The organism is Ancylobacter pratisalsi (genome assembly GCF_010669125.1).
GTDB lineage: Bacteria > Pseudomonadota > Alphaproteobacteria > Rhizobiales > Xanthobacteraceae > Ancylobacter > Ancylobacter pratisalsi.
The window spans coordinates 1,855,804-1,882,521 of the sequence record NZ_CP048630.1 but is presented as its reverse complement, the minus strand read 5'-3'; the positions used below and the strand labels follow the sequence as shown (position 1 = coordinate 1,882,521).

The 26,718-nt window shown below is 67.4% G+C and carries 29 protein-coding genes; 15 read left to right on the top strand and 14 right to left on the bottom strand.

Annotated features, from left to right (window positions below; translation table 11 throughout):
* Positions 1-15: 15 nt before the first annotated feature.
* Both glyS and G3A50_RS08900 read right to left on the bottom strand, forming a co-directional pair.
* Complete coding sequence (gene glyS, locus G3A50_RS08905; RefSeq protein ID WP_163074903.1) at positions 16-2,079, bottom strand: glycine--tRNA ligase subunit beta; 2,064 nt, start codon at positions 2,077-2,079, stop codon at positions 16-18.
* A 96-nt stretch (positions 2,080-2,175) separates the two neighbouring features.
* Positions 2,176-3,120, bottom strand: a complete 945-nt coding sequence (locus G3A50_RS08900) for a glycine--tRNA ligase subunit alpha (protein ID WP_163074902.1) — start codon at positions 3,118-3,120, stop codon at positions 2,176-2,178.
* A gap of 151 nt (positions 3,121-3,271) precedes the next feature.
* On the opposite strand from G3A50_RS08900, the gene xseA reads away from it, so the two are divergent.
* Together xseA and G3A50_RS08890 are read left to right on the top strand one after the other, a co-directional pair.
* Positions 3,272-4,822: an exodeoxyribonuclease VII large subunit gene (xseA, locus tag G3A50_RS08895; RefSeq protein ID WP_163074901.1), complete on the top strand. Its 1,551-nt coding sequence runs from the start codon at positions 3,272-3,274 to the stop codon at positions 4,820-4,822.
* A gap of 120 nt (positions 4,823-4,942) precedes the next feature.
* The gene (locus G3A50_RS08890; protein ID WP_163074900.1) at positions 4,943-5,167 is read left to right on the top strand and encodes a DUF2093 domain-containing protein; all 225 of its coding nucleotides are present in this window, start codon (positions 4,943-4,945) and stop codon (positions 5,165-5,167) included.
* Positions 5,168-5,190: 23 nt separating this feature from the next.
* Here G3A50_RS08890 and lpxK read toward each other — a convergent pair whose 3' ends face one another.
* From lpxK to G3A50_RS08865, 5 genes are read right to left on the bottom strand one after another with little or no spacing between them, the layout of a single operon-like run.
* A complete protein-coding gene (gene lpxK, locus G3A50_RS08885; RefSeq protein WP_163074899.1) occupies positions 5,191-6,195 on the bottom strand; it encodes a tetraacyldisaccharide 4'-kinase in 1,005 nt (334 codons plus the stop codon).
* Between the two features lie 5 nt (positions 6,196-6,200).
* On the bottom strand, positions 6,201-7,496 hold the full coding sequence (locus G3A50_RS08880) for a 3-deoxy-D-manno-octulosonic acid transferase (protein WP_163074898.1): 1,296 nt from the start codon (positions 7,494-7,496) through the stop codon (positions 6,201-6,203).
* Positions 7,497-7,504: 8 nt separating this feature from the next.
* Complete coding sequence (locus G3A50_RS08875) at positions 7,505-8,224, bottom strand: lysophospholipid acyltransferase family protein (RefSeq protein ID WP_163074897.1); 720 nt, start codon at positions 8,222-8,224, stop codon at positions 7,505-7,507.
* Positions 8,225-8,239: 15 nt separating this feature from the next.
* Positions 8,240-8,476 carry a DUF4170 domain-containing protein gene (locus G3A50_RS08870; RefSeq protein WP_163074896.1) on the bottom strand — a complete coding sequence of 79 codons (237 nt, stop codon included), beginning with the start codon at positions 8,474-8,476 and terminating at the stop codon, positions 8,240-8,242.
* A 44-nt stretch (positions 8,477-8,520) separates the two neighbouring features.
* Positions 8,521-9,360 (bottom strand): 3'(2'),5'-bisphosphate nucleotidase CysQ, encoded by an 840-nt coding sequence (locus G3A50_RS08865; RefSeq protein WP_163077471.1) that lies wholly within the window; start codon positions 9,358-9,360, stop codon positions 8,521-8,523.
* Between the two features lie 256 nt (positions 9,361-9,616).
* Between G3A50_RS08865 and G3A50_RS08860 the strand changes: the two genes are divergently transcribed.
* Together G3A50_RS08860 and G3A50_RS08855 are read left to right on the top strand one after the other, a co-directional pair.
* Positions 9,617-10,174: a DUF6101 family protein gene (locus G3A50_RS08860; protein WP_246252275.1), complete on the top strand. Its 558-nt coding sequence runs from the start codon at positions 9,617-9,619 to the stop codon at positions 10,172-10,174.
* Between the two features lie 89 nt (positions 10,175-10,263).
* Positions 10,264-10,611, top strand: coding sequence for a hypothetical protein (locus tag G3A50_RS08855; protein WP_163074894.1), 348 nt, complete (start codon positions 10,264-10,266; stop codon positions 10,609-10,611).
* Positions 10,612-10,643: 32 nt separating this feature from the next.
* On the opposite strand, the gene G3A50_RS08850 is transcribed toward G3A50_RS08855, so the two are convergent.
* Complete coding sequence (locus tag G3A50_RS08850) at positions 10,644-11,318, bottom strand: YoaK family protein (protein ID WP_163074893.1); 675 nt, start codon at positions 11,316-11,318, stop codon at positions 10,644-10,646.
* Between the two features lie 275 nt (positions 11,319-11,593).
* Between G3A50_RS08850 and G3A50_RS08845 the strand changes: the two genes are divergently transcribed.
* Positions 11,594-12,286 (top strand): TIGR00266 family protein, encoded by a 693-nt coding sequence (locus G3A50_RS08845; RefSeq protein ID WP_163074892.1) that lies wholly within the window; start codon positions 11,594-11,596, stop codon positions 12,284-12,286.
* On the opposite strand, the gene G3A50_RS08840 is transcribed toward G3A50_RS08845, so the two are convergent.
* From G3A50_RS08840 to G3A50_RS08830, 3 genes are read right to left on the bottom strand one after another with little or no spacing between them, the layout of a single operon-like run.
* Positions 12,277-12,822: a chromate transporter gene (locus G3A50_RS08840; RefSeq protein ID WP_163074891.1), complete on the bottom strand. Its 546-nt coding sequence runs from the start codon at positions 12,820-12,822 to the stop codon at positions 12,277-12,279. The two genes, G3A50_RS08845 and G3A50_RS08840, sit on opposite strands and share 10 nt — an antisense overlap.
* A complete protein-coding gene (locus tag G3A50_RS08835; protein WP_163074890.1) occupies positions 12,819-13,466 on the bottom strand; it encodes a chromate transporter in 648 nt (215 codons plus the stop codon). The genes G3A50_RS08840 and G3A50_RS08835 overlap by 4 nt, the downstream gene beginning before the upstream one ends.
* A gap of 10 nt (positions 13,467-13,476) precedes the next feature.
* Positions 13,477-14,319, bottom strand: a complete 843-nt coding sequence (locus tag G3A50_RS08830; protein ID WP_163074889.1) for a hypothetical protein — start codon at positions 14,317-14,319, stop codon at positions 13,477-13,479.
* A 200-nt stretch (positions 14,320-14,519) separates the two neighbouring features.
* Between G3A50_RS08830 and tal the strand changes: the two genes are divergently transcribed.
* Positions 14,520-15,491, top strand: a complete 972-nt coding sequence (gene tal, locus G3A50_RS08825) for a transaldolase (protein ID WP_163074888.1) — start codon at positions 14,520-14,522, stop codon at positions 15,489-15,491.
* A gap of 40 nt (positions 15,492-15,531) precedes the next feature.
* Positions 15,532-16,290, top strand: coding sequence for a sulfite exporter TauE/SafE family protein (locus tag G3A50_RS08820; protein WP_163074887.1), 759 nt, complete (start codon positions 15,532-15,534; stop codon positions 16,288-16,290).
* A gap of 13 nt (positions 16,291-16,303) precedes the next feature.
* On the opposite strand, the gene G3A50_RS08815 is transcribed toward G3A50_RS08820, so the two are convergent.
* Both G3A50_RS08815 and G3A50_RS08810 read right to left on the bottom strand, forming a co-directional pair.
* Positions 16,304-17,542, bottom strand: coding sequence for an MFS transporter (locus G3A50_RS08815; RefSeq protein ID WP_163074886.1), 1,239 nt, complete (start codon positions 17,540-17,542; stop codon positions 16,304-16,306).
* A gap of 22 nt (positions 17,543-17,564) precedes the next feature.
* The gene (locus tag G3A50_RS08810) at positions 17,565-18,749 is read right to left on the bottom strand and encodes a M20 aminoacylase family protein (protein WP_210255255.1); all 1,185 of its coding nucleotides are present in this window, start codon (positions 18,747-18,749) and stop codon (positions 17,565-17,567) included.
* 181 nt (positions 18,750-18,930) lie between these two features.
* Here G3A50_RS08810 and G3A50_RS08805 point away from each other — a divergent pair, with 181 nt between their 5' ends.
* From G3A50_RS08805 to G3A50_RS08790, 4 genes are all read left to right on the top strand, one after another.
* Entirely contained in the window at positions 18,931-21,129 is a 2,199-nt protein-coding gene (locus G3A50_RS08805) for a VTT domain-containing protein (RefSeq protein ID WP_163074885.1), read from the top strand.
* Between the two features lie 2 nt (positions 21,130-21,131).
* The gene (locus G3A50_RS08800) at positions 21,132-21,980 is read left to right on the top strand and encodes an endonuclease/exonuclease/phosphatase family protein (RefSeq protein ID WP_163077467.1); all 849 of its coding nucleotides are present in this window, start codon (positions 21,132-21,134) and stop codon (positions 21,978-21,980) included.
* A gap of 450 nt (positions 21,981-22,430) precedes the next feature.
* Positions 22,431-22,937 (top strand): YciE/YciF ferroxidase family protein, encoded by a 507-nt coding sequence (locus G3A50_RS08795; protein WP_163074884.1) that lies wholly within the window; start codon positions 22,431-22,433, stop codon positions 22,935-22,937.
* Positions 22,938-23,045: 108 nt separating this feature from the next.
* Entirely contained in the window at positions 23,046-23,240 is a 195-nt protein-coding gene (locus G3A50_RS08790; RefSeq protein ID WP_163074883.1) for a DUF3008 family protein, read from the top strand.
* A gap of 149 nt (positions 23,241-23,389) precedes the next feature.
* On the opposite strand, the gene G3A50_RS08785 is transcribed toward G3A50_RS08790, so the two are convergent.
* Entirely contained in the window at positions 23,390-23,632 is a 243-nt protein-coding gene (locus G3A50_RS08785; protein ID WP_163074882.1) for a hypothetical protein, read from the bottom strand.
* Between the two features lie 156 nt (positions 23,633-23,788).
* Between G3A50_RS08785 and G3A50_RS08780 the strand changes: the two genes are divergently transcribed.
* Genes G3A50_RS08780 through G3A50_RS08765 form a run of 4 tightly spaced genes read left to right on the top strand, consistent with a single transcriptional unit; the run spans position 23,789 to position 26,665 of the window.
* Complete coding sequence (locus tag G3A50_RS08780; RefSeq protein WP_163074881.1) at positions 23,789-24,376, top strand: sigma-70 family RNA polymerase sigma factor; 588 nt, start codon at positions 23,789-23,791, stop codon at positions 24,374-24,376.
* On the top strand, positions 24,360-25,145 hold the full coding sequence (locus G3A50_RS08775) for an anti-sigma factor family protein (protein ID WP_163074880.1): 786 nt from the start codon (positions 24,360-24,362) through the stop codon (positions 25,143-25,145). Before G3A50_RS08780 ends, G3A50_RS08775 begins: the two co-directional genes overlap by 17 nt.
* 37 nt (positions 25,146-25,182) lie before the next feature.
* The gene (locus G3A50_RS08770) at positions 25,183-25,905 is read left to right on the top strand and encodes a Bax inhibitor-1/YccA family protein (RefSeq protein WP_163074879.1); all 723 of its coding nucleotides are present in this window, start codon (positions 25,183-25,185) and stop codon (positions 25,903-25,905) included.
* A gap of 28 nt (positions 25,906-25,933) precedes the next feature.
* A complete protein-coding gene (locus G3A50_RS08765) occupies positions 25,934-26,665 on the top strand; it encodes a DUF2076 domain-containing protein (protein ID WP_163074878.1) in 732 nt (243 codons plus the stop codon).
* Positions 26,666-26,718 lie beyond the last annotated feature (53 nt).

Sequence of the window (26,718 nt, the reverse complement as noted above, 5' to 3'; positions counted from 1 at the left end):
CGCGCCGGCGCCCCCTCAGCCCTCGATGCGGTCGAAATCGGCGATGTTGCGCGTGACGCCGCGAATGTCGGCGAGCAGGCGCAGGCGGTTGGCGCGCAGGGCTGCGTCTTCGGCGTTCACCGTCACCTTGTCGAAGAAGGCGTCGACCGGGGCGCGAAGCTGGGCCATCAGACCCATGGCGGCCTCGAAATCCTCGGCCTCCAGCGCGGTCTCGATCCGGGGGCCGAGGGCGGCGATGGTCTCGGCCAGCGCCCGCTCCTCCGGCTCGTGCAGCAGCACCACATCGACGCCGCCCTCATAGGAGACGCCGTCCTTCTTTTCCTCGATGCGCAGGATGTTCGCCGCCCGCTTGTAGCCGGCGAGCAGCGTCCGTCCGTCCTCGGTGGCCAGGAAGCGCCCGAGCGCCTCGACCCGCTTCACCACGAGCAGGAGATCGACCTGCCCGGGAAGCGCGAAGACGGCGTCGACGAGATCGTGCCGCGCCCCCTGATCGCGCAGATGGACCTTCAGGCGGTCGGCGAAGAAGGCGAGGAGATCCGGCTCGACGATTTCCCCAAGCCGCAGCCGCAGCCCGTTTTCCAGCACCAGCCGCACCACGCCCAGCGCCGCGCGCCTGAGTGCATACGGATCCTTTGAACCCGTCGGCTTCTCGTCGATGGCCCAGAAGCCGACCAGCGTGTCGAGCTTGTCGGCCAGCGCCACGGCGACCGAGACCGGGGCGGTGGGCACGCGGTCGGAGGGGCCCTGCGGCTTGTAGTGCTCTTCCGCCGCGAGGGCGATCTCCTCGGGCAGGCCCTCCAGCCGGGCGTAGTATTTGCCCATCAGGCCCTGCACCTCGGGGAATTCGCCGACCACCTCGGAGCGCAGATCGGACTTCGCATAGAGCGCGGCGCGCTCCGTGAGTTCCGGATCGGCGCCGACCATGGGCGCCAGCGTCCTGGCCAGCGCGGCGATGCGGTGGATGCGCTCCAGCTGCGAGCCGAGCTTCTCGTGGAAGGTGACGTTGCCGAACTTCGCCAGCCGCTCTTCCAGCGGCACGGTGGCGTTGGTCTTGCGGTCGGTGTCCCAGAAGAACTTGGCGTCGGACAGGCGGGCGCGGATGACGCGCTCATTGCCGGAGATGATCGCCGCGCCGCCGTCGCTGGCCTCGAGGTTCGACACCAGAATGAAGCGGTTGGCGAGGCGCCCGGTGGCCGGATCGGTGAGGACGAAGCACTTCTGGTTGGCGCGGATGGTGGCGCGGATCACCTCGTCGGGCACATCGAGGAAGCTCTCGTCGAAGCTGCCCATCAGCACCACCGGCCATTCCACCAGCCCGCAGATCTCGTCCAGCAGGCCGGCGTCCTCGACCAGTTCGAGTCCCTGCGCCAGCGCAAGGTCCTTGGCGTCGGCGAGGATGATGTCCTTGCGCCGTTCGCGGTCGACGACGACGAAGGCGGTCTCCAGCTTGGCCATCCAGTCTTCCAACCGGCGGACGCGGATCGCGCCCGGGGCAAGGAAGCGGTGGCCGCGCGTGGTGTTGCCCGAGACCAGCTGGTCGACCTCGAAATGCACCACCTCCGGCTCCTCGGTCTCCGGACCGAAGGTGCACAGGATCGACTGCAGCGGACGCACCCAGCGCAGTGTGCCGGGGCGCACGGAATCCGCGCCCCAGCGCATCGATTTCGGCCACGGGAAGGCGCGGATGATCGCGGGCACGATCTCGGCGATCACCTCCGGCGTCGGACGGCCGTGCTTGTGGATGCGCGCGATGTAGAAATCGCCCTTCTTGGGATCGGTCTCAATGGTGGCCTGCTCAATGGAGGACAGCCCGGCCGCCTTCAGGAAGCCCTGGATCGCGCCATCGGGGGCGCCCACGCGCGGGCCCTTGCGCTCCTCGTGGGTGTCGGGCTGGCTGGCGGGCAGGCCATGCACGGCCAGCGCGAGGCGGCGCGGTGTGACGAACGCCTTGGCGCCCTCATAGATGAGGCCGCGTTCCACCAGCGCGTCGGTGACGAGCTTCCTGAGGGAATCCGCAGCACCCGCCTGCATGCGGGCGGGGATTTCTTCGCAGAACAGTTCGAGCAGGAGATCGGGCATGGGGCACGGGCGTTCGGGTCAGGGATGCGGGCCGCTCTAGCATGCGGCGCCACGCGAAGGGAGGGTGAGGGCAAGCCCCGCCCACCCGCGAGAGGTTCAGGGCGCCGGCGGCGTGCCGCCCGCTTTCGTCGCCAGCCAGGCGGCGCCGCACGCCTTGGCGAGCTCACGCACGCGCAGGATATAGCTTTGCCGCTCGGTCACGGAAATGACGCCGCGCGCGTCGAGCAGGTTGAAGACATGGCTGGCCTTGATGCACTGGTCATAGGCGGGTTGGGCCATGAGGTGGCGGGTACGGTCCTCGCTCCAGCCGGCCTCGAGGTACTTCGCCGCCGCGCTCTCGGCCATCTTGAACTGCTCGAACAGCATGTCGGTGTCGGCATGCTCGAAATTGTGCCGGGAATATTCCTGCTCGGCCTGAAGGAAAACGTCGCCATAGGTGACCTTCTCGTCACCTTCGCGGCCGTTGAAATTCAGATCGTAAACGTTCTCCACGCCCTGCACATACATGGCGAGGCGCTCCAGCCCGTAGGTCAGCTCGCCCGAGACCGGCGAGCACTCGAAGCCGGCCACGTACTGGAAATAGGTGAACTGCGAGACTTCCATGCCGTCGCACCAGCACTCCCAGCCAAGCCCCGAGGCGCCGAGCGTCGGACTCTCCCAGTCATCCTCGACGAAGCGCACGTCGTGGAGATTGAGGTCGATGCCGATGGCTTCCAGCGACCCGAGATAAAGGTCCTGAAGGTTGGAAGGCGAGGGCTTCAGGATCACCTGATACTGGTAATAATGCTGAAGCCGGTTGGGGTTCTCGCCGTAGCGCCCATCCTTCGGCCGGCGCGAGGGCTGCACATAGGCGGCCTTCCACGGCAGCGGTCCCAGCGAACGCAGGGTGGTGGCGGGATGAAAGGTGCCGGCGCCGACTTCCATGTCGTAGGGCTGCAGCACGACGCAGCCCTTGTCCGCCCAGAAGGCGTGCAGGGCGAGAATGAGACCCTGGAACGATTTGTCGGGGCGCATATGCGGCGGCAGGCTGGGATCGATCATGGGATGAGGCCGGCGGTTGGCTGGAAAGGCGCGCAAACTAGGCCGGGCACGGCGCCCGATCAAGCGCGACAGCCGATTGCGTGACTTCCGATTGCGTGACTTCGCCGCTCTCTCGGTTTCCGTCCCGGCCAAATCCGACTAATTATCGCGCATGGACGATTTGCCCGGCGCGACGCCGACTTCCAACCAGCCCGACTGGACCGTCTCCGAGCTTTCCGGCGCGCTGAAGCGCACCGTGGAGGATGCCTTCGGCCATGTGCGGGTGCGGGGCGAGATTTCCGGCTATCGCGGGCCGCACTCCTCCGGCCACGCTTACTTCAGCCTGAAGGACACCAATGCCCGGATCGATGCCGTGGTGTGGAAAGGCGTTTTCGGGAGGCTTCGGCTCAAGCCCGAGGAAGGGCTGGAAGTCGTCGCCATCGGCCGCATCACCACCTTTCCCGGCAAGTCCTCCTACCAGATCGTCATCGAGCAGCTCGAATTCGCCGGGGCCGGCGCGATCATGGCGATGCTGGAAGAGCGCAAGCGGCGGCTGGCCGCTGAGGGGCTGTTCGCCCCGGAGCGCAAGCGCCGGCCACCCTTCCTGCCGCGCGTTGTCGGCGTCGTCACCTCGCCGACCGGGGCGGTGATCCGCGATATCCTGCATCGCCTGGCCGACCGCTTTCCGCGCCATGTGCTGGTCTGGCCCGTGCGCGTGCAGGGCGACACCTGCGGCCCGGAAGTGGCCGCCGCGATTCGCGGCTTCAACGCGTTGCCTGTGGGGGGACCCATTCCGCGCCCGGACGTGCTGATCGTCGCGCGGGGCGGGGGTTCGCTGGAGGACCTGCTCGGCTTCTCGGACGAGGCGGTGGTGCGCGCGGCGGCGGAGAGCGACATTCCCCTGATCTCGGCGGTCGGCCACGAGACCGACGTGACGCTGATCGACTTCGCCGCCGATGTGCGCGCCCCCACCCCCACCGCCGCCGCCGAAATGGCGGTGCCGGTGCGCGGGGAGTTGATCGCCGAGGTGGAAAGCCTGCATGCCCGGCTCGTCGGCGGGCTCACGCGCGGGGCGGAGCGCCGGCGCTCGGATCTGCGCGCGCTTGGTCGCCTGCTGCCCAGCGCGGACACGCTGCTCGCCGTGCCGCGCCAGCGCCTTGATGTCGCCGGCCAGCGCTTGCCGCGCGCGCTCAAGGCCAATGCCGGCGCGCATCGCTTGCGGCTGACCCGCGCCGAGGGCGGACTGGCGCCGCAGCGCCTCGCCGTGCTGGTGGAACGCCGCCGCGAACGCTTCGATCTGGTCGCGGGCCGGCTGGCCAGCGCGCTCAGGGCAAGCGCGAGTGCCCATCGCCAGACGCTGGCGCGGGGGCGCGAGCGTCTGGAGGGTCTTCACGCCCGTCTCGCACCGACGCTGCGGCGTGGCCATGAAGAACGCGCGCGTCGTCTCAGAGCGCTCGAGCAGTTGATGCAGGCGCTGTCCTACAAGGGCGTGCTGGCGCGGGGGTTCGCGCTGGTGCGCGATGCCTCCGGCGCGCCGGTGCGTGCCGCGCGCGAGGTCGCGGCCGGGCAGGCGCTGGAAATCGAGTTCGGCGACGGCAGGGTTTCCGCGACGGCTGCGGGCGAAGGGGCCGCCCCGCCCCCCGCACCACCGGCGCGGGCGCCGCGCAAGTCCTCCCGGACCTTGCCGAAGGAGCCGGCGCAACCCACCTTGTTCGAGACCTGAAATGTCCGATGTCATCGACCGGACGCTATTCGCCATAGGGCGGCTTGCCGCGAGGCAGGGCCTTTCATTATGGTGTGATCGCCGGCCACAGGAGGGCGGCGCCATGCTCCGCGACACAAGATGAACCGTTTCGAACGATTTTCCGCTTCCGGCGAGGCCGAGGTCCGCTATCTCGATGGCGACTTCCGTGTCGTGCGTCCCGGCACGTTCGTGCGGTGCGCGGTCACCGGCCAGTCCATTCCTCTCGATGAGCTGCGCTACTGGAGTGTCGATCTCCAGGAAGCCTATGCGACCCCCGAGGCCGTGCTGGCGCGGCTCTATCCCGAGCGCGCCAAGGCGCTCTGAGGGCCTGCCATACCCTGGCGGCTCTAGAGCGTGACGCCGGCGAGCATCCGGTCGAGCGCCTTGGCGCTGTGCGGCTCCAGCGACAGGCGGACCGGGAGCACGTCGGACGCCGCGAGAAGTTCCCGCCCCATCTGGCTGCCGGCAAGGCGCACGGCGTCCTTTTCCGTGGTGACGAGGAGAAGGTCCTCCGCGTCCGCCTGCCGGCGAAGCTCAGCGATCTCGGCGGCCGTGAAGACATGATGATCGGGGAAGTCGCGGGTGACGACGGGCAGCACGCCGAGGCTGCGCAGCGTTTCGAAGAACTTCGCGGGGCGTCCGATGCCGGCATAGGCCAGCACCCGCCGGCCGAACAGCCGGGCGACGGCCTGCGCTTCGGGTGCCAGCCGGCCACGCAGCACCACGAGGCCGGCGGCATAGCCGTCGCGCGCGACGCGTTCGCCCGGCGCGCCCTCGCCGAGCACGAGCAGGGCCTGGGCGTGCGCGAACTGCGGCGCGAGCGGCGCGCGTAGCGGTCCGGCCGGCAGGCACAATCCGTTCCCCACCCCAACGCCGGCATCCACCACCAGGATCGAGAGCTCCTTGGCCAGCGCCGGGTTCTGGAACCCGTCGTCCATGAGCAGGATGTCCGCCGTGTCCTGTGCGGCGGTCAGTGCGCCGGCCAGCCGGTCGCGGGCCACATAGGTCGGGGCCGCGCGCGCCAGCAGCAGCGGCTCGTCGCCGACATCGCCGGCGTGGTGGCGGGCCGGATCGACCTGCACGGGGCCGCGTTCGCTTCCGCCATAGCCGCGGGTCAGGATCGCCGGGCGGCGCCCCTGCTGGGCGAGCCGCCGGGCAAGATGGATCACGGTGGGGGTCTTGCCGGCGCCGCCGACCGTCGGGTTGCCGATGCAGATCACCGGAAGACCTACGGCGGTGCCGGTTCCGCGCATGCGCGCCAGCGTGAGCGCCCCGACCATGGTGCCAAGCGGGGAGAGCAGCTTCGCCGTCGTGCTGCGCTCACGTCGCCACCAGAAATCGGGCGCCTGCATGGTCGCTAGTGCCTCTCCAGCCGTATCTGTACCAGATAGGGGTCCACGGCGACGAGCGTGCGTTCCAGAGCGCCGCCGAAGCTCGAAATCGTCGTCTGTCCGGCCTCGATCATACGCTGACGCACGCCACGTTCCGCCAGAAGCGTGAAGGCGGTGGCGGCCAGCGAGCGCGCGTCCGTCACCGGCGCGGCGCCCCGGCTGGCATCCAGGGCACCATAGAGGTCGCTGAAATTGGTGACATGGGGACCATGAAGGATGGCGGTGTCGAGCTTGATGGGCTCGATCGGGTTCTGTCCGCCCTTGCGCACCAGCGAACCGCCGAGCAGGGCGACCGATCCCAGCCGGTAGAACAGCCCGAGCTCGCCGATCGTGTCGGCGACATAGATCGCCGTGCCACGATCGGGCAGGTAGCCGTCCGAGCGCAGCACGGCAGGACACCCGGCCTCATTGGCCAGCTGGATGATCGCGTGTCCGCGCTCGGGATGGCGCGGGGCGATGATGGTGAGCAGGTTCGGCCGTTCCTTGACCAGCCGCTGATGCGCCTCGATGACAATCTCTTCCTCGCCCGGATGGGTCGAGGCGGCGATGAGTACTTCGCGCCCCTGCGAGGCGCCGCGCAGCACGTCGAAGGCGGCAAGGTCGACCGGCGGCGGGGGGGAATCGAATTTCAGATTGCCGGTCACAATCACGCGCGGGGCGCCGAGCTTGGTCAGCCGCTCGCCATCGTCGGGCGCCTGGGCAAGGCACAGATCCACCCGGCCGAGCAGCGCCGCGACGCTGCCGAAAATGCGCTGCCAGCTGGCGAAGGACCGCGGCGACATGCGCGCATTGACCAGCATGAGCGGGATGCGGCGGGCATTCACCTCGATCAGGATGTTGGGCCAGAGCTCGGATTCGACCAGCAGCACCAGGTCCGGACGCCAGTGCTTGAGAAAGCGGCGCAGGAACAGCGGTGAATCGAGCGGCACGAACTGGTGGACGATGTCCGGTGGCAGACGGCTGGCGGCCAGCTTGGCCGAGGTCAGCGTGCCGGAGGTGAGAAGAACCTTGAAGCCGCGCGCGCGCAGTCGGTCCATCAGCGGCAGAACCGCGAGCATCTCGCCCACGCTCGCCCCATGCAGCCACACCAGCGGCCCCTTGGGGCGTGGCGCGCTGGCATGGCCATAGCGCTCGCGCAGCCGCGCCGGGTCTTCCTTGCCGCGCTTGAGACGACGCGACAGCAGGACGCGTACGAACGGCGTGGCCGCCCAGGTGGCGATCCGGTAGAGGCGGATGAGGAGAGTGGAGCGCGGCCTAGCCATATGCGGGTCTAGCCATGCGCGTCGCCGGCAGGCTCGACGGGTTCACGCCGGCCCACCAGTTCCTCGGCGCGCGCGGTCGCGACGTTGAGCTGGCGCTGAACCTCGTTGCGGGCCGCTTCCATTTCCTCGGCATTGGCGTCGGGCGACACGCGCACGCCGTCGCCGGCGACGACCGCCGCCCGGCCGAACGGCAGGTGGATCGCCGCGCGATCCCAGCTGCGGGCGAGAATGCGGTTCGAGGTGGCGATGGCGACCGGGTAGATCGGCCGCCCGGAATGCTTGGCAATGGTCACGACCCCAAGTCCGGCCTGGCGCGCGATCTTCGGCACGTCGGCGGTCATGGCCACGTTGGTGCCCTCAGATAGATGGCGGATCATTTCCAGCGTGGCGTTGAACCCGCCCTTGGTGCGGAAGTCGCGTCCCTGAGCGCCGGAGCCGCGCACGGCGCCGATGCCCAGCGCTTCGGCCGCGATGGCGTTCACATCGGCGTCGGCGCTGCGCGAGATCATCACCCGTGCCTTGTGGTGCGGCTTCACCAGAAATGGGGTGAGGAAGTGCTGCCCATGCCAGAAGGTCAGGATCATCGGCAGCTGCACTTCGGCCAGATCATACAGATCCGCCGGTTCCATCACCACGCGCTGGGTCCGCCAGACGAAACGCAGATACGATGCCATACCGCGCCCAAGCACGGTGCGGACCGTCTGCGACGTACGCAACTTACGCCACATGAAGCCGTGCCGGGCTCAGCGGGTCGTGGTGCTGGTATCGGGATCCAGCAGACGGTGAAGGTGAACGATGAAGTAGCGCATCTGCGCGTTGTCGACGGTCTGCTGCGCCTTGGCCTTCCAGGCCACGTGGGCCGTGGCGTAGTTCGGGAAGATGCCCACGATGTCGAGCGTGTCGAGATCCTTGAAGGTCACGCCGTCAATATCTTCGAGTTCGCCGCCAAAGACGAGATGGAGAAGCTGAGGGCTGTTCATGTTCCCAGTCGATTCCCGTTGCATACCGATCCTGCCGACCCGCCTCAGCGCGCCACGTCCGTGAGAGACGGGTGCAGCCGCAAACCGGCCGAAACGAGCGCTCCGTGCCGCGGCACGGGCGCGTTATAGGCGAGGGCGTGGCCGTCGAGCGTTGTCAGGCGTCCTCCTGCTTCGTGCACCAAAAGGTCGGCGGCGGCAAGGTCCCAGTCATTGCCGTTGGGCGACGCAAATGCCGCATCGAGCTCGCCGGTGGCCACGCGAGCAATGCGCAGGGCCAGTGAGCGGATGCGCGTTACACGCTCGAAGGTGTCGTGCCCCGCTATATGGCCGAGCCACTGCGTGGGCCCGTCGACCTTCGCGCCGATGACGCCGGGGCGCCCCGAGACGCGTATCGGCTGGCCGTTGCGGGTGGCGCCGCCACCGCGCACGGCAACGAACAGCTCTTCGGTGACAGGGGCGAACAGCGCACCGGCGATCGGCCGCCCGTCCTCCACCAGAGCGGCCTCCACGCACCAGTCCATGCCGCCCGACATGTAGGAGCGTGTGCCGTCGATCGGGTCGACGATCCAGACCCGGCGCCGGGACAGCCGCGAGGGCTCGTCCACCGTCTCCTCCGACAGCCAGCCATAGCCGGGCCCGACGAGGCTGAGGCGCTCACGCAGCATCACATCGACGGCGAGATCGGCCTCGGTGACGGGGGAGTCGTTGTGCTTCGACCAGGATTTGACGCCGGTGCGAAACATCTCAACCGCGACCGCTCCCGCCGCGACGACGGCGTCGGCGAGATGGCGGGCGGCGATGACGGGATCGGCGAGCGGGTCGTGGGGCGTCGGGAGCGGGCCCTCGGGCTTTCCGCCCGGCGCATCGGTCGGGGGCGTGTTCATCATCGGGGATTAGGCGGTACCCACCGCCGTGGCAAGTCGTATGTCGTAATGAAATCCGCCGGAAGCGACGTTTTGCGACAAGGTTTCATCAAGCATGCAGCAGGGAAACCCTCTGCCAAGAAACAGTCAACCATGTCGATTAAGCGGTCCGCGACGTCCGCCGGTCTAATTCTGCTGCAACACCGGGCCACCAGAGCCCGAACAGACGGCGGGGTGCACGATGAGTTGCCAGCTTGAGAGGGAGGTGATGCCTCCCATGACCGACTATCGCTTTGTGACGCTCGACATGCCCGCCGATCCCGAGAGCTGGCCGGTCGTCTTCTCCTCGATCGACCCGTCCGCGGATGGCGGCACCCGGCGTGTCGAACTGCACCGTGACCATCTGGTGCTTCGGCGACGCATGGCCGGCATCCCGATGAAGGTGCGCCTCGATCTGGCCGCCTATGAAGGGCTGGCCGTGGCGCTCCTCGATCCCGAGGGGGATGGCGAGGGCGTCGCCGTGGTGCTGCTTCATGCCGATCCCTCGCTGTCGGTGACGCTCTACAGCGCCCCTCACGCCAACGACGTCGTCGCCGAGTGGCGCCGCTGGAGCGCGGAGCTGGGTCGTCCCATGCTGGTGAGCGAGGCCGATGGCTCGCGTTCTCCCGCCTATCCCATGATCGGGCGCCTGACCGTGGCCGGCGTTCTCGCGCGCCGCCGCCGCCGCGGCGCCTTGAAGGACCGGCGCCCGAGCGTGTTCCGCCGCCGTGCGGCCGGTCGCCCGCTGGCCGTGCCGGCCCTGTCAGTCGGTGGCAAGGGCGCGCTCGCCGACTGAGAATAGCCACACCATGGTACTCGAAATGAGGCGGGTCTTGTGGCTAGAGTGGCGGGCCTGACGCGTTCGCCTGTCGCGGAGAAATCTCTATGAAGCCGATCCTTGCCACCCTCGCCACGCTGCTTCTGCTCGGATCGGCGCCCGCCTTTGCGGATGATTGCGCCCAGGCTGCGGCGGACGCTCAGTCCGCGCTCGACAGGGTCCTGGCCGATCTTGCGGCGAACGGTCCGAGCGCGCCGGAAGGCGACGATGCGCTCCTGAGCGAGGAGCCAACCCCCAATTCGATAGCGCAGACCGAAGCCGAGCTGGGAGACGGGACCCAGCCGGAAGTCGCGCAGAAGGCACTCGATCGTGCCCGCGCGGCGGCCGCGGCCGGCAATGAGGACGCCTGCCAAAAGGAAGTGGCCGCGGCGCGCGAGGCCATCGGTCTGAAATAGCACTCGACGGGCGCGCGCCCTCGCTTCCGCGTTCAGTCGCCTCCGACCTGGCCGACGGCGTGGGGAAGATGGCCATGGAAGGCATAGGCGAGTGCGGCCAGCCCCGCCAGAAGCAGGCAGGCGCCTCCCATGGCGACCGACAGGCTGGACCAGGCCAGCACCAGGGCCCCGATCGCGGCTCCTGTGACGAAAGACGCCCATGACGCGGCGTAGGACGCGGCTTCCTGCGGCGTTTCACGCCTGGTCGCGAAGCGGGACAGCGATTGGCCGAGACCGAACAGCGCGCCGGTGACGAAGCTCTTGCCGACATCCGCGCCGGCGATCACCTGATGGACGCTGTTCTGCATGCCCATGGCCAGAGCCACCGGCAGCAGGGCGCCATAGCCGATCCCGGCGAAAACCAGCGCCCAGGCGATGGCGAACATCACCACCTCGCAGCACAGGATAAGGATCAGTTTCATCTCGCCCACCGCGTCGGAAAGCGTGGTTCCGAGGAACGCGCCGCCGACGAAGCTGCCGATCACGCCAGCGGTAAACCCGACATGCGCCCAGTCGGCATCCGCGAGTTGGATGCCGAGCCGCGTGCTGTTGCCGCTCATGAAGGACAGGAACAGCCCGCCGAGATGGGCATAGCCGACCGCGTCGACGAAACCGGCGATAAGCGTGGCGAAGGTGGCGAAGGTGAAGCGGCGAAGGGAGGGGCGCATCGATCCGGAATGGCAGCGGCGGGATAATAGGGGTCGGCCCGGAACCCGCGCGGGACGAGGGACTATCGGGCGCCTCGTGAGCCGCCACTGGGGGCCCGTGCCGAGGAGGTCGACCGTGGCAGCATAACACCGTGCCTGCGTGCCGCCACGGCGGAGCCCTCATGAGCGCGTGCAATAACAGAATATTTGCGGTTTCATCGCCAAGCTTCGGTGATTTCGCCGCGAAGGTGCGGCGCGCCGTCCCGTGAATGGTCCCGTTTCCCCAAGAGGCATCCATGCGTCACAAGATCATTGGCACCACAATGCCGGTTCTGGAAATCGGCCTTGAGGCCGGCGAAAAGGTCATCGGCGTTCCCGATCAGCTTTCCTGGATGTCCGGCGATATCAGCCTGACCACCACCATGGCCGGCGGCGGAAGCAGCGGGCTGTTCGGCATCATGAGCCGCGCGGTTTCCGGTGGCGGGCTTTTCATGACGGAATTCCACGCCGAGCGTGGCCCGGGCAATGTGGCGTTCGCCGCCAAGCTGCCCGGCAACATCATGGCGACCGAGGTCGGCGGGGCAGGTTATCTCGTCCATCGCCACGGCTTCATCTGCGGCACGCCGGGCATCGAGGTGGCCAGCGCATTCCAGCAGACGCTGGGAGGCGCGGTGTTCGGCGGGGAAGGGTTCGTGCTGCAGAAGCTATCGGGCTCCGGCACCGCCTGGATCGAACTCGGCGGCGAGATCGTGACCTATGAACTTCAGCCCGGCCAGGTCCTGCTGGTGCATCCCGGCCATGTCGGCCTGTTCGAGGCGAGCGTGGCTTTTGAGCTCACCACCATGCGCGGCGTCAAGAACGCGCTGTTCGGCGGGGACGGGCTGTTTCTGGCGAAACTCTCGGGGCCGGGCAAGGTGTGGCTGCAGACGCTGACCGCGCCGGGCCTCGCCCACGCGCTCAGCCATTATCTGCCCAGCCGTCAGGGCTGACCGGCGCCTGTTCCGCTGAGCAGGATCAGTCCCACGACGCCGCCGCCCAGGACGAAGAGGGCGGGATTGACCCGTTTGACGAAATAGACCCCGCCGAAGACCACGATGGCGATGGCGATCGTGGTCGCGCCCTCGATCGCGGTGCGCGCGATCGACACCGTGCCTGCCGCCATGAGGCCGACCACCAGCGGAGCAAGGCCGCGCTGCAGCGCCTCACGCCAGGGCGAGCCCTCGAAGTGGTCCCAGACCCGCGAGGCACCCCAGGAAATCGCCCCGGCCGGCACAAAGAAGCCGAGAAAGGCCAGAAGCGCGCCGAGATAGCCGGTGACGTGATAGCCGATGACCAGCACCATCAACATGTTCGGACCGGGGACCACCTGCCCGAGGCCGTAAATGTCGCGGAACTGGTCGTTTGTGAGCCAGTGATGGGTGCCCACCACCAGTTCCTTGGTTTCAGGAAGCACCGCTGCGCCCCCGCCCACGGCGAGAACCGAGAGCAGCGAGAAGACGCCGAGGACGGAAAGATTCTCGCTCATGCCACGGATTCCGGAGGTTCGCTCGGGCCGGAGCCGGACGCCTTGCGCGGCCGGTAGATGATGATTGCCGCCGGTCCGACGGTGAGAAGCACCCAGATCAGTGAGATGTGCAGCACGCTGACCATGATCAGCGTCACCGCGATGATGGCGACGTCGATCAGGTTGCCGAACTGCTTGCGCCCGATCTGCAGCGTCACCGCGCTCAGCATGCCGACGGCCGCCGCGCCGACGCCGACCAGCGTGGCGTTGACATAGGGGTTCTTGGCGTTCGAGGCGTAGAGCACGCCCAGGATCATCACCAGTGTCGCGCCCGGCAGGGTGATGCCGAGAAAGGCAACGACAGAGCCGGGAATGCCGCGCAGCCGGTCACCGACGATGATGCTCATATTGGTGGCATTGAGGCCCGGCAGCGCCTGCGCGATTTCAAGCGCCGAGAGAAAGCGCTCCTCGTCCAGCCATTTCTTCTGCAGCACCAGGCTCGCGCGCAAATAGGCGACCACGCCGCCGCCGAAGCTCACCGCGCCGATGAACAGAAAGGTGACAAAGATCTCCCACAGCGTGACGTCGCGCGGGATGGCGAACGCAGCGGCCGGGGCGGCGGCTGGCGTGCCGGCAATGGGGTCGGCCTTCGGTGGATTGCTCATCGCGGCGCGCTCACCCTTCCTGGCTCGCCACGACCTGCTTGCCGAAATTGTAGACCAGCGATGTCTTGGTGGTGCCAAGCTGTACCCATTCGGGCGCGTGCTCCTGAATGGCCTTGAAAAATTCCTCCGAGCGGGTGCGGGCCTTGTCGTGAAGCGTATCGTAGCGGTCGAACTTTGCCTGGAAGGCGAATTCGCCCACGATGGATGTTTCGCTGACCCGCTCGCGCCAGACGGCGATCGTCGCCTTGGCGACGAGCCCGTGGCCAAAGTCGAACTCGCCGACATTCACCTGAACCTCGACCACCGGCAGCTTGTTCACCAGCGAGATCTGCGCGGTCTTCCCCGCCGGACAGTGACCGTTGAGCGCGGGGAACACCTGGGCGATGCGCTCCAGCCCTTCGTTCAGCACGAGGCCGGGCGTCATCAGCACGCAGTTGTGGGAGAACAGCGAGCGCATGCCGCCCACTTTTTCTTTCAGCGGCAGCAGCTCTTCCTTGAACTTGATGTTGGCTGAGCCCTGGATGTGCGGGGTCACGTCAACCGCCGCCGCGGTTTCGAGTTCCGGGTGGCGGAATTTCAGCGTCAGCTCGTGGTCCGGGTCGGGCCAGCCATCGGTGTAGAAGGTGCGCTTGCGCAGGATGAACGCGTTTCGGTAAAGGTCGTATTCGGGCGTGTCGTAGAACAGCACCTCGCGGACATGGCGCTTGAAGCCGTCCTTGTGCGTGGTGACGCCGACCTTGAATTCGGGCGCGATCAGGCACAGCTTGTGCCAGTAGACCTCGAACTGATGGGGATCGAAGAACCGCTCCGGGCGGAGCAATATCTTGTACTCGCGGTAGTGAATGTCGTCCATCGCCGACCTCGGAGGGGACGTGCATGCGGCACGCCATTTTCGGGTTTACGCCTAGTCCCTTTCCGTCACAAGAGCCCTGTCACTGAGGTGTCATGCCATGCTGCGCCCTTGATGCGCGGCCCGGTTCTGTGGTCCAAGAAGGGGTCCGTCCGGGTGCCTGCGGGAGAGGCGATCGGGCTCCGCAAGAGAGAGAAACAACCATGTCCTCAAAGCTCGACCAACTGCGTGCCATGACCGTCGTCGTCTCGGACACCGGCGACATCGAGACGGTGCGGCGCCTCAAGCCCCAGGATTGCACTACCAATCCCACCCTGCTGCTCAAGGCGGCCGGGATGCCGGCCTACGCCCACCTTGTCGACGAAGCGATCGACTGGGGTAAGCGCCAGGGTGGCTCGCGCGAGAGCGCGGTGATGGCAACCTGCGACCGGCTGGCGTTGAATTTCGGCGCCGAACTCGCCTCCATCGTTCCCGGCCGGGTCTCGACCGAGGTCGATGCCGACCTGTCCTTCGATACCCAGGCGACGATTGCCAAGGCGCACGCCTTCATCAAGGCCTACGAGGCGCGGGGCGTCGGGCGTGAGCGCATCCTGATCAAGATCGCCTCCACCTGGGAGGGGCTGCGCGCCGCTGAGGCGCTGCAGAAGGAAGGCATCGACTGCAACCTCACCCTCTTGTTCTCCATCGTCCAGGCGGTGGCGGCGGCGGATGCGGGCGCGTTCCTGATCTCGCCTTTCGTCGGCCGCATCCTCGACTGGCACGTCAAGGCGGGAGAGGGCCCGTTCACGGCCGAAACCGACCCCGGCGTGGTCTCGGTTCACCAGATCTACGCCTACTACAAGAAGTACGGCATCAAGACCGTGGTCATGGGCGCCTCCTTCCGCAACACCGGCGAGATCGAAGCGCTGGCGGGCTGCGACCGGCTCACCATCGGTCCGGCGCTGCTCGACGAGCTTGCGGCCGACGAGGGCACGCTGGTGCGCCGGCTGGACCCGGCCAATGTCGAGGCCGCGCCCGCCAAGCTCGAGCTTGACGAGAAGGCGTTCCGCTTCGCGCTCAACGAGGATCAGATGGCGACGGAGAAGCTCTCCGATGGCATCCGTCTCTTCGTGAAGGACCTGCGGACGCTTCGCGGCATGGTGGCGAAGCGGCTGGAGGGCGTCGCGGCAGCCTGATAGGGAGAGCTGTCTTCTCTCCCTGTTGTGGCCGATTTCCATGCTGAGTCCCGAACTGGTCTTCGCCCTCGCGGCCGTGCCCGCGGCGGCGGCGGTAGGCATGGGAAAGGGTGGGGTGCCGATGATCGGCACCCTCTCCGTGCCGATCATGTCGCTGGTGATGCCGCCCATCGCCGCTGCCGGGCTGTTGCTGCCGGTCTATGTGGTCAGCGACATGTTCGGCGTCTGGGCCTATCGGCGCGAGTTTTCTGGACGAAACCTTGCCATATTGATGCCCGCCGGCGCCCTTGGCATCGGGGTCGGCTGGGCTACGGCATCCATCGTCACCGATGCGCTTGTGGCGCTGATGGTCGGGCTGATCGGCCTCGCCTTCTGTCTGAACCGCTGGTTTGGTGGCGCGGCGCGCGCGGCGCGTTCCGCTGATGTGCCGCGCGGGCTGTTCTGGGGTGTCGTTGCCGGCTTCACCAGCTTCGTGACCCATGCCGGCGGGCCGCCGTTCCAGATGTATGTGGTGCCCCAGCGCCTGCCGAAGATGGTCTTCGCGGGCACGTCGACCATTCTGTTCGCGGTGATCAATGCGTTGAAGCTGGGACCTTACTGGGCACTCGGCCAGCTCAGCCTGCCAAACCTCAAGATCGCCGGGCTGCTGCTGCCGGTCGCCGTGGCGTCGACGTTTTTCGGCGTGCGTGTTACCCGCATCCTGCCTGAGGTTCTTTTCTACCGTCTGGTGGTGTCGGCGCTGTTCCTGCTGTCGCTCAAGCTGACCTATGACGGCGTTACCCATATGGCGGGCTTGTGAGCGCGCGGCGCGCTCAGTCCTGCGGGCCCGCGCCGGCAAGCGCGGCGGCGCACCAGAACCCCAGGGCCAGGACCATCGAGCCGGCCACGATCGCCATCAGCACCGCATCGTAGCTTCCGGTCGTGGTCCAGAGCAGGGCGAGGCCCATGGGGGCGACGGCACGGGCGATCGTCGCGGGAAAGGACAGCGCGCCGTTAACCGCGCCATAGGCCCGCCGCGTGATCAATTCAGGCACCACCAGCCCGCGCACAATGGTGAGGATGCCGTTGACCGCGCCAAAACTGACGGCGAACAGCGCCACCAGCGCGAAGTCGCGCGGCATGAATTCCAGCGCCAGGAACGCCAGCGGAAACACCGCGACGATCAGCGAGCCGACCACACGCACCGGCGCGCGCGGCGCCAGCAGCCAGATCGCCAGGCGACCCGTCACCTGCGCCGGGCCGATGATCGCGATGGCTCCGACCACGGTGGCGGTGTCGAAGCCGCGTTCGATCAGCAGCGGATAGGCGTGGAAGGTGAAGCCCGAGAACATCGCTGAATAGGCGGTGAAGGCCACGGCCAGCGCCCAGAAGGCCGGCTGGCGCACCGCCTCGCCAATCGCCGATCGCCCGCCCGGTGACGCGCCATTTCTGGGCGGGTGCACCGGGGCATCGGCGACGGTTTCTATGGCTGCAAAGTTCACCATGCCGCAGACCAGAATATTGATGGCGCCGAGGATGAGCAGCGTATCCCGCCAGCCCAGCTGGTCGAGAAGGAGCTGGATCAGGGGGATGAAGACGGTGGAGGCGAAGCCGCCCCACATGGTGAGCGCGGTAATGCCCGCGCGCGCATGGGCCGGGCCGGACTTGCGCGCCACCACGGCGAAGGCAGGCTCGTAGAGGGTCGCCGCCTGCATGGCACCGATGCCGGCGACCGCGCCATAGAACAGGATGAGGCTGTCGGCCTGCGCCCACAGGATCAGGAGCAGCCCGGCCACAAGCGATCCGCCGGCCATCACCCATCGGCCATGGCCGCGATCGATGGCGACCCCGATCGGATAGGCGCAGAGGCCCGCGAGCGCGAGGCCGAGCGTCGCCGCGCCGTAAAGCTCGGTCTTGGACCAGCCAAGATCGGTGCTCATCGCCTGCGCGATCAGCGGGAAGCTGTAATAGAGCGAACCCCAGGAGCAGAGCTGACCCAGGCCGAGCCCGTTGATGAACAGGCCGCCGGAGCGTGGCGGCTGATGGGGGGCGGCGGGCGATGAGTAGGTCACGGTCGGGCGCCGCCTCGTCGTGTCAGCTGGCGGGTGCCAGGACCTGGTGGACGAGATTGACCCAGTAGCTGGCCCCCACCGGCAGCAATGCGTCGTTGAAGTCGTACTCCGCGTTGTGAAGGTTCGGCCCCGGACCGCTGGCAAGGCAAAGATAGGCGCCGGGCACCGCCTCCAGCATGTAGGCGAAGTCCTCCGCTGCCATGATGGGCTCGAAATCGGCAATCACGCGGTCATCACCGGCCGTGGCGCGGGCGGTCTCGATGGCGGTCCCGAACGGCTCTTTCCAGTTCACCAGCGACGGGTAACGCCGCTCGTAGCGGATCTGCGCCTGTGCCCCCTGCGCCGCGCAGACACCCTCGACGACGGCGCGAAAGCGCTGCTCGACGAGATCGCGCACCTCGGGCGTGAAGGTGCGCGCGGTGCCGCGCAGCACAACCTCGTCAGGGATGATGTTCCAGGTCTCGCCACCATGAATCTGGGTGACGGTCAGGACCGCAGCCTCCTGCGGGCTCACCGAGCGCGCGACGATCGACTGGAGCTGGGCAACGACCAGAGAGGCCGCCAGCACCGGGTCGATGCCGCGCTGGGGCATGGCGGCGTGGGCGCCGCGGCCGAGGATCTTCACCTCGAAGATGTCGAAAGCGGCGAACATCGGTCCCACCCGCCCGAGAAAGGTGCCGAAGGGGGCATTGGGCCAGTTATGCAGTCCATAGACCTGCTGCATCGGGAACAGGTCGAACAGACCCTGTTCAACCATCACCTTGCCGCCGCCCTCGTTCTCTTCCGCCGGCTGGAAGATGAAGTGGACCGTGCCGGCGAAATCGGGGTTCTCGGCGAGATGACGCGCGGCGCCGAGCAGCATGGTCATGTGCCCGTCATGGCCGCAGGCGTGCATCTTGCCCGGCGTATCGGAGCGATAGGCGAGGTTCGTGGCCTCATGGATGTCGAGCGCGTCCATGTCAGCCCGCAGTCCGATGGCGGGTCCCGCCCCGCGCTGGCCGTGAAGGGTCGCCACCAGACCCGTGCCGGCAAGGCCGCGATGCAGCTCCAGGCCGAAGCTCTCCAGCTTCTCGGCGACATAGGCGCTGGTGCGATGCTCCTCGAAGGCGGTCTCCGGCATGGCGTGAAGGGTGCGCCGCCAGCCGGTCATCTCGTCCGCCCGGGCCGCGATCGCCGGCACCACGCCCGGAAGTGGCTGCTCGCTCATTCTGCATGCTCCCGTTCGGTGCCCGCGCCGTCGCGTGGCGTCTATAATCCGCGTCCCGAGGTGGAACAAGCGCAGGGCCGGCATGCGCGCGATGCGGGGGCGGGGTGCGGGAGAATTCGGAACCTTGCACGGGGCGGGCGGTTGACGATGCGTCATGCCCCTAAGGAGACCGCCATCGCTCATGTCGCAGCATTCCCTCCAGCTCGCTGAAGATCTCGTCGAGAGCGCCCTCGCCGAACGTCCGGTACCTCCCACCGTTGCGCCGCCAGAGCGGCTGGGCGAGGGACCTTTGCTGCGTCCCGGCCGCAACACGTGGAAGGTGGAGCAGGCGGCGCGCGCCAGCGTCCTGGTCGATGGCGGGGCCTATTTCGGCGCGCTGCGCCAGGCAATGACGATGGCGCGCGACACCATCCACATCTGTGGCTGGGATCTCGACAGCCGGATGAAGCTGGTGGACGAAAGCGGAGAGGCCAAGGATGGTCTGCCGGAGACGCTGGCCGATTTTCTGTCGGCGCTCGTGAAGCGCAACCCGCGTCTGCGGGTTCGCCTGCTGCTCTGGGACTATTCGGTACTGTTCGCCTTCGAGCGCGAGCTCACCCCGCTCTATTCCTTCCTGTGGAGCACGCCGGCGCAGATCGAACTATGCCTCGACGATGCCCTGCCGCTGGGCGCCTCGCACCACCAGAAGGTCGTCGTTATCGACGACGCGATCGCCTTTTCTGGCGGGCTGGATCTGACCCGGCGGCGCTGGGACGTCAGCGAGCATCTGCCGGACGATCCACGTCGGACCGACCCGACGGGGGCGCGCTATGCGCCGTTCCACGACGTACAGATGGCGGTCGACGGTCCAGCGGCGCGGGCGCTGGGGAAGCTGTTCCTTCAGCGGTGGCAGCGCGCGGCGTGCGAGCGCTTGCCATCCTCCCGGCCCAATCGCGGGGCGGATCGCTGGCCGGACAGGCTGGTTCCCGATTTCCATGACGTCGGCATCGGGATTGCCCGCACCCTCCCCGCCTATCCCGATGCCGCCGAGGTTCGCGAGGTCGAGACCCTGTTCTTCGATATGGTCGATGTCGCCGAGCGCTACATCTATATCGAGAACCAGTTCTTCACCTGCGAGCACATCACCGGGCGTCTGGTCGAACGCATGTCGGCGCGCCCGGAACTTGAAGTCGTGATTGTGATGCCGCAGGGCTATCGCGGCTGGTTCGAGCATCGCGCCATGGGCATCGGGCGCCAGCGTGTGCTGGAGAAGTTCGCGGCGGCGGGGATGGCGCGCCGGGTGCGGATGCTCTACCCCGAATCCGTTGCCTCCAACGAGGCGACGCCGATCATGGTCCATTCCAAGGTGACGATCATTGACGACCGCATCCTGCGCATCGGCTCGGCCAATCTGTGCAACAGGTCGATGGGGTTCGACAGCGAGTGCGACCTCGTGGTCGACGCCGCCGACGAGAAACAGCGCGCGGCGGTGGCGGCGGTGCGTGACCGTCTGCTCGCGGAGCATGTCGGCATGAGCCCCGAGGAGGTCGGTGCCATCGTCGAGCGTACCGGCTCTCTTGCCGCGGTGCTCGATGCCAGCGATGAGAAAGCGGCGCGCCGGCTGGTTGAGGTGTCGTCGTCGGCCGGCTCCGACGAGTTCTCGATGCCCGCCATCGACGCACTCGCCGATCCGATCGAGCCGATCTACGACGAGCGCCCGGAACCCGAGGCGCCTGGCCGCCTCAAATGGATCATCCCCGTCGTGGCGGCCGTGGCCGTGATCGTGGCCCTCGTGCTGGCCTGGAGCTACTCGCCCTTCACCGAGCCGGAGAAGATTATCGGGGCACTGGAGGGCCTTTCCCAGCACCCGTGGGCGCCCGCGCTCATGGTGGTCATCTTCGTGCTCGGCGGGTTGGTGGTGTTTCCGGTCACCGTGCTCATGGTGGCGACGGTTGCCGTTTTCGGTGGCTGGTCCGGTGCCATTCTCGCGGCGATCGGCGCACTGGCGAGCGCCGCCGTCACCTTCGGAATCGGCCGTTATCTCGGCGCCGGGCTGGTGCGACGCTTCATCGGCCCACGCATCGGCCGCATCCGACGCGGCCTTGCCGACCAGGGTGTGCTCACCGTGGCGACGATGCGCCTGGTGCCGATCGCGCCGTTCACCTTCGTCAATCTCGTGGCCGGGGCGGCGGAGCTGCGCTTCATCGACTACATGCTGGGCTCAGCCATCGGGATGCTGCCCGGTCTCGTGGTGATGACGGCCCTGGGCCGGCAGATCGTCGAGCTGGTCACGGCTCCGTCGCTGCTCAGCGTCGCTGCGCTGATCGGCGTCATCATGCTCTGGGTGCTGTGTTCCTTCGGCCTGCAATTGCTGGTCAGCCGTTTCCGGAGGACGGCTTGAGCATGCCCCGCCCTGCGGGGACGCTGCGGCTGATGACGTGGAATATCCATGGCGGCATCGGCCCGGATCGGCGCTTCGATCTGGACCGCGTCGCCGCGCTGATCGCCGGCCACGCACCGGACATTCTCGCTTTGCAGGAAATCGACACCCGCGGGCGCAGCGTCGATGTGCTGGCGCCGCTCCAGGGCCTCGCCATCGGCCATTTCACCGAGGCGCGTACCATCGCGGTGCCGGACGGACACTACGGCCACGCGCTGTTCTCGCGCTGGCCGGCTGAGGAGGTCGTGCTCCACGATCTCTCACACCGCCGGCATGAGCCGCGCATCGCCATCGAGACCGTGCTGGGCACCGAGCACGGCCCCTTGCATCTCGTGGCGGTCCATCTCGGCCTCGCCATCACGGAGCGTCGGCGCCAGGCCCGGGCACTCGCCGCGATGGCGGGGAGCAAGCCCGGGATCTCGACCGTGATGCTCGGCGACTTCAACGACTGGTTTTCCTTCGGTGACGTCAGCCGGGCGATGCGGCGGGAGCTTCCCGAGCGCACGCGCCTTCGCACCTTTCCCGCTCGCCGCCCCGCGCTGCGGCTCGACCGCGTCTATTGCGGTGTGCCGGGCATGCTGGCCGATGCGTTCAGCGACCCTTCGGCCAGGCTTTGCTCCGACCACCTGCCTGTCATCGCGGACATTCGTCTGCCCGCTCCCGCCGGCGCGGAGGCGGAACCCCTCCTGTCGCGGCACGTTGACCTTGCACACAGCAAGACAGGTCGTGAGACGGGAAGCGCAGATGATGAGCCCGAACGAGCAGGTCCCGAACCCGCCGATGCCGACGCCGGATCCCGCGCCCATACGTGATCCGGCGCGGCCGCCGGTCCGCGATCCCGATGTGCCGGGCATACGCGACCCTGAGCCGCCGGGCATCAGTGATCCACCGCCGGCACCCCCACCGCCGCCCACATTTCCGGACGGGGGCGTCGCAATGTCGGTGCGACGCGAACCGGATGTTCCCCGCCCGCGACCCTTCATCGAGGATCCCTTTGTGCCGCCGGCGCCGGACTCCGACATTCGGCCTGAGATTGATGAGCCCGGTGACGAGCCAGGCGCCCCGCCGCTCGACCTGCCTCCGCGCGACGCGCCCCCGGAGCCGGCATCTCCTCCCGGAATGTAAGCGGAGGTAAAGTAAAAATGGATGGAACGTTTGTCTTTTCGATCCGTTTTTACTGCGAGAAGCGCGGAGCGTCGGTATGATGTCCGCCAAAAATCTCAGATATCATAAACTGTCAGCTCCATAGGGAGAAATGAACTATGAGTATTTTCAGCAAAGACATCAAAACCATGGATGATCTCTTCGTTCATCAGCTTCAGGATATCTATTACGCCGAGAAGCAGATTGTGAAGGCTCTGCCGAAGATGATCGACAAGACGACGGATGCGAAGCTGAAGGCCGACTTCTCCAAGCATCTGACCGAGACCGAGGGCCACATCACGCGTGTGGAAGAGGTCTTCAAGATGCACGGCGCCAAGGCCAAGGCCGTCGATTGCCCGGCGATCGACGGCATCCTGAAGGAAGCCGATGAAATTGCCGGCGAGGTCGCTGACAAGCAGGTGCTGGACGCCGCGCTGATCGCCGCCGCGCAGGCCGTGGAGCATTACGAGATCACGCGCTACGGCACGTTGGTGGCGTGGGCCAAGCTGCTGGGCCGCTCGGATTGCGCCAGCGTGTTGGCGAAGAATCTGGCCGAGGAGCACAACGCGGATGCCAAGCTGACCAAGCTGGCTGAATCGCGGGTGAACCTCCAGGCCGCCGAGTAACTGTTAGCGAGCCGCCAGGTGCTGGGCGCGTCCCGGCACCGCGCGATCGGCAGTGTCGGAGGCCTTGGGCCACGGCGCTGCCGATTTTCGTTCAGAGGAGGGTTTGTCATGCCGGCAAAATCCAAGGCACAGCAGATGGCGGCCGGTGCCGCCCTTTCCGCCAAGCGCGGCGAGACGCCCAGGAGCGAGCTTCAGGGCGCATCGAAGTCGATGATGGAATCAATGACCGAGAAGGAACTTGAGGAACTCGCCTCCACGCCCCGCAAGGGCAAGCCGGACCACGTCGGGGACACCAAGAAGTAGGGTTCACCAAGCCGGCTTGGCGGGATGCCGCGAGAGACGGAGCCGCCGGAACGGGGATGCCCGCCGCGCGATCGGCGGAAGGCGCTCAGATGCTTGCGGGCCATTCATCCGAGGCGGCGCGCATGTGGCTGCGTGTCCGGGTTTTCTGCTCAGCTCTGGTCGTTTTCATATTCATCCCACAGCACACGGTGATCTGCGTCCTGTATCTGAACGGGTCTGCGCGCCTCATCCTTCATCATGGCGTGCGCCTGGCGCTTGGCTTCGTCCAGCTGGGTAAAGGTGCGTGCGTTCATCATGCCGCACAGGCCCGGCGCGGGATCGCGGGGCTCCTGGAACAGCAGCCGGAATGGCGGTGAAGGGGTGTGAGCGGACTTTTCAGGAGGACGACGCATTTCGTTGGGATCCTTCGGCGGCGTCGACGAAAGCGACCGACAAAAGGGCAACGGGCCGATGCCCAGGCTGTTCCATCGAATAGGGGCCTCGCCACACGTTCGCGAATAATGCATGACCTTCGGGAATAGGAAGACCTGCCGCTCCGTATACCGGTTATGAGGCGAGAAACGTCGACATCCGTTCACGGCCGTTCCGGTGGAAGTTCTTCCGATCCGGGTCGCTTCGACGTGCTCGGGCAGTTGCCTGCGCTTCGCCGCTACGCGCGCGCCCTTACCCGCAACGAGGCGGACGCCGAGGATCTGGTGCACGACGCGTTGCTGCGCGCCTATGAGCGGCGCGGCAGCTTCGAGCCGGCGCGCGGTGTGCGCGGCTGGCTGATGTCGATCCTGCACAACGTGTTCATCGACCGCCGCCGCAGCCATGTTGCCGAGGCGCGGCGGGCCGCGGAGAGCGTGGAGCTGGCCGATCAGGCTGTGCCGGCCCCGCAGGAACATCATGTAAGGCTGGCGCAGGTTCGCCAGTCCTTCATGGCGCTGCCGGAAGAGCAGCGCGCCGCGCTTCATCTCGTTGCCATTGAAGGGCTCGGCTATGCCGAGGCCGCCAGCACGCTCGGGATTCCACAGGGCACGCTGATGTCCCGCCTGTCCCGCGCCCGCGCTGCTTTGCGGGCGATCGAGGAAGGGGAGGCCCCCCGGATCACTCAACTTCGTGTGGTGGGAGGATCAGATGACCCGTCCCGTTGACCCTGTCTCCGACGACGACCTGCAGGCCTATGTCGACGACGAACTCGACGTGGCCCGTCGTATCGATGTCGAGGCCTATCTGAGCGCCTATCCGGCCGCGGCGTCGCGGGTGATGGCGGATCTGCGTATTCGCGACGAATTGCGACTTTCGCTCGCCGATACGCCGCGCGATGTCGCGCAGGCGGGCGCGCGGCTGGCCTCGACCGAGGCCGCGCGGCGCCTTGAGGGCGCCCTGTCGCGCGATCGCTGGATGCGCGCTCTGCGCCGGGTCGCGGCGGTGGGCCTGCTTGTCGGGGCGGGGTGGCTCGCTCATGCCGAATTCGGTCCGCTGGGGGTGAGCCGCGTCGTCGCCTCCGACCTGCCGCCGGCCTATGTCGAGGATGCCGTCCGCGCCCATCGCACCGCGCAGGTGCGTGCCGGCATGCTGTCCCAGGCCGGGGCGGGCTACGACCCGGCCGAGATCCGGGCCGCCACGGCCATCGTGCTACCGGTCCTGCCGAAGGACTGGGCGGTGGAGGATGTGCAGGTCTTCCCCTCCGCTTTCGGCCCCAGTGTCGAGATGTCCGTAAAGACGCAGGACTTCGGCACCGTCTCGCTGTTCGCGGTGCGTCCCGGCAGCTTCGATGTGGTGCCTGCCACCAGCGTGCCGCGCGGCGAACTCAACGCCGCCTACTGGCAGGTCGGCGAAGTGGCCTATGCGCTTGTCGCCCATGCGCCCCCGCGCGAGCTCGACCGCACCGCGGCGCGGCTGGCGCGCTCGCTCTACTGATTTTGACTTCGAACCGCTTTTCCCAAGGGAGAACTTCATGAACACGCCGAATTCAGGCTTCCAGTGGCAGGCCGGCGCACGTGGCGCCGACCGGGCCGTCTTCGACGAGGGCCTGCGTCGCCATATGCTGCGCGTCTACAACTACATGGCGATTGGTCTGGTGCTGACGGGGGCCGTGGCCTTCATCGTCGGCACGACGCCGGCGCTCTATGTGCCGATCTTCTCCAGCCCGCTGAAATGGGTGGTGATGCTCGCGCCGCTCGCCTTCGTGCTGTTTTTCTCGTTCCGCATGCAGTCGATGTCGGCCAGCGGGGCGCAGACCATGTTCTGGGCCTTCTGTGCGGTGATGGGGCTGTCCATGGCCTCGATCTTCCTGGTGTTTACCGGCACCTCGATCGCCCGCACCTTCTTCATCGCGGCCACCATGTTCGGGGCGACGAGCCTCTACGGCTACACGACCAAGCGCGACCTCTCGCAGTTCGGCTCGTTCCTGATCATGGGCCTTATCGGCGTGGTGATCGCGAGCCTGGTGAACCTGTTTCTTGGCTCGACCATGCTGCAGTTCATCGTCTCGGTGGCCGGTATTCTGGTGTTCGTGGGCCTGACCGCCTGGGACACGCAGAGCATCAAGGAGCAGTACGCCGATCATTTCGATTCCGAATCGCAGCAGAAGCTCGCTGTATTCGGTGCCTTCTCGCTCTATCTGAACTTCGTGAATATCTTCCAGCTTCTGCTCAACTTCACCGGCGAGCGGGAGTGAGAAGGAGCGCCGCCACGGAGGATCTGAGATGAACGAGCAGGATCGCCAGGCCATTGACGGGCTCTTCGTCAAACTCGCCGAAGCCGAGAGCCGTACCGGACCACGCGACGGCGAGGCGGAGGGCTTCATCGCCCAGTGCATCGCCCGCCAGCCGGCCGCGCCCTATCTCATGGCGCAGACCATCGTCATGCAGGACTACGCCCTGCAGCAGGCGCAGGCGCGCATCGAGGAACTGGAACGGCAGGCGGCCCAGTCGCGGGCGGCTGAGGACGAGGCGCCCCGCCCGGCATCGGGCGGGCTTCTTGGAGGCCTGTTCGGTTCCAGCGCGCCGCCCGCGCGGCGCGGCTCGGTTCCCTCCATGCCGCGGGCGGCGTCGGGCGCTTCAGGCGCGTGGGGCCAGACCGGCGGTGCGTTCAATGTCCCGCCGCCCGGTGCCGCCGGGCCTGGTACCCCTGCGCCGGGAGCGGCGCCCCGCCCGGGATTTGGCGGCGCGGGTGGTGGCGGCTTTCTCGCCGGTGCGGCGCAGACGGCGATGGGGGTCGCGGGCGGCGTGCTGCTCGGCAACGCCATTGCCGGCATGTTCAGGGGCAGCGAGGCTCAGGCGGCCGAGAGCTCACCCGCATCGGCTGCGGACGCTCCCGCCGAGGAGACGGACGCGGCTTCAGATCCGGCAACCGATGCCGGCTATGACGATATTTCCGCCTCCGACGAGGGTGGCTGGTTCGATGGCGGCGGCTGGTTCGGCGATGGCGAACTCTGATATCCGGGATCGGCGCCCCTTTGATCACGGGTAACTTGAAGGGTCGGCCTCAT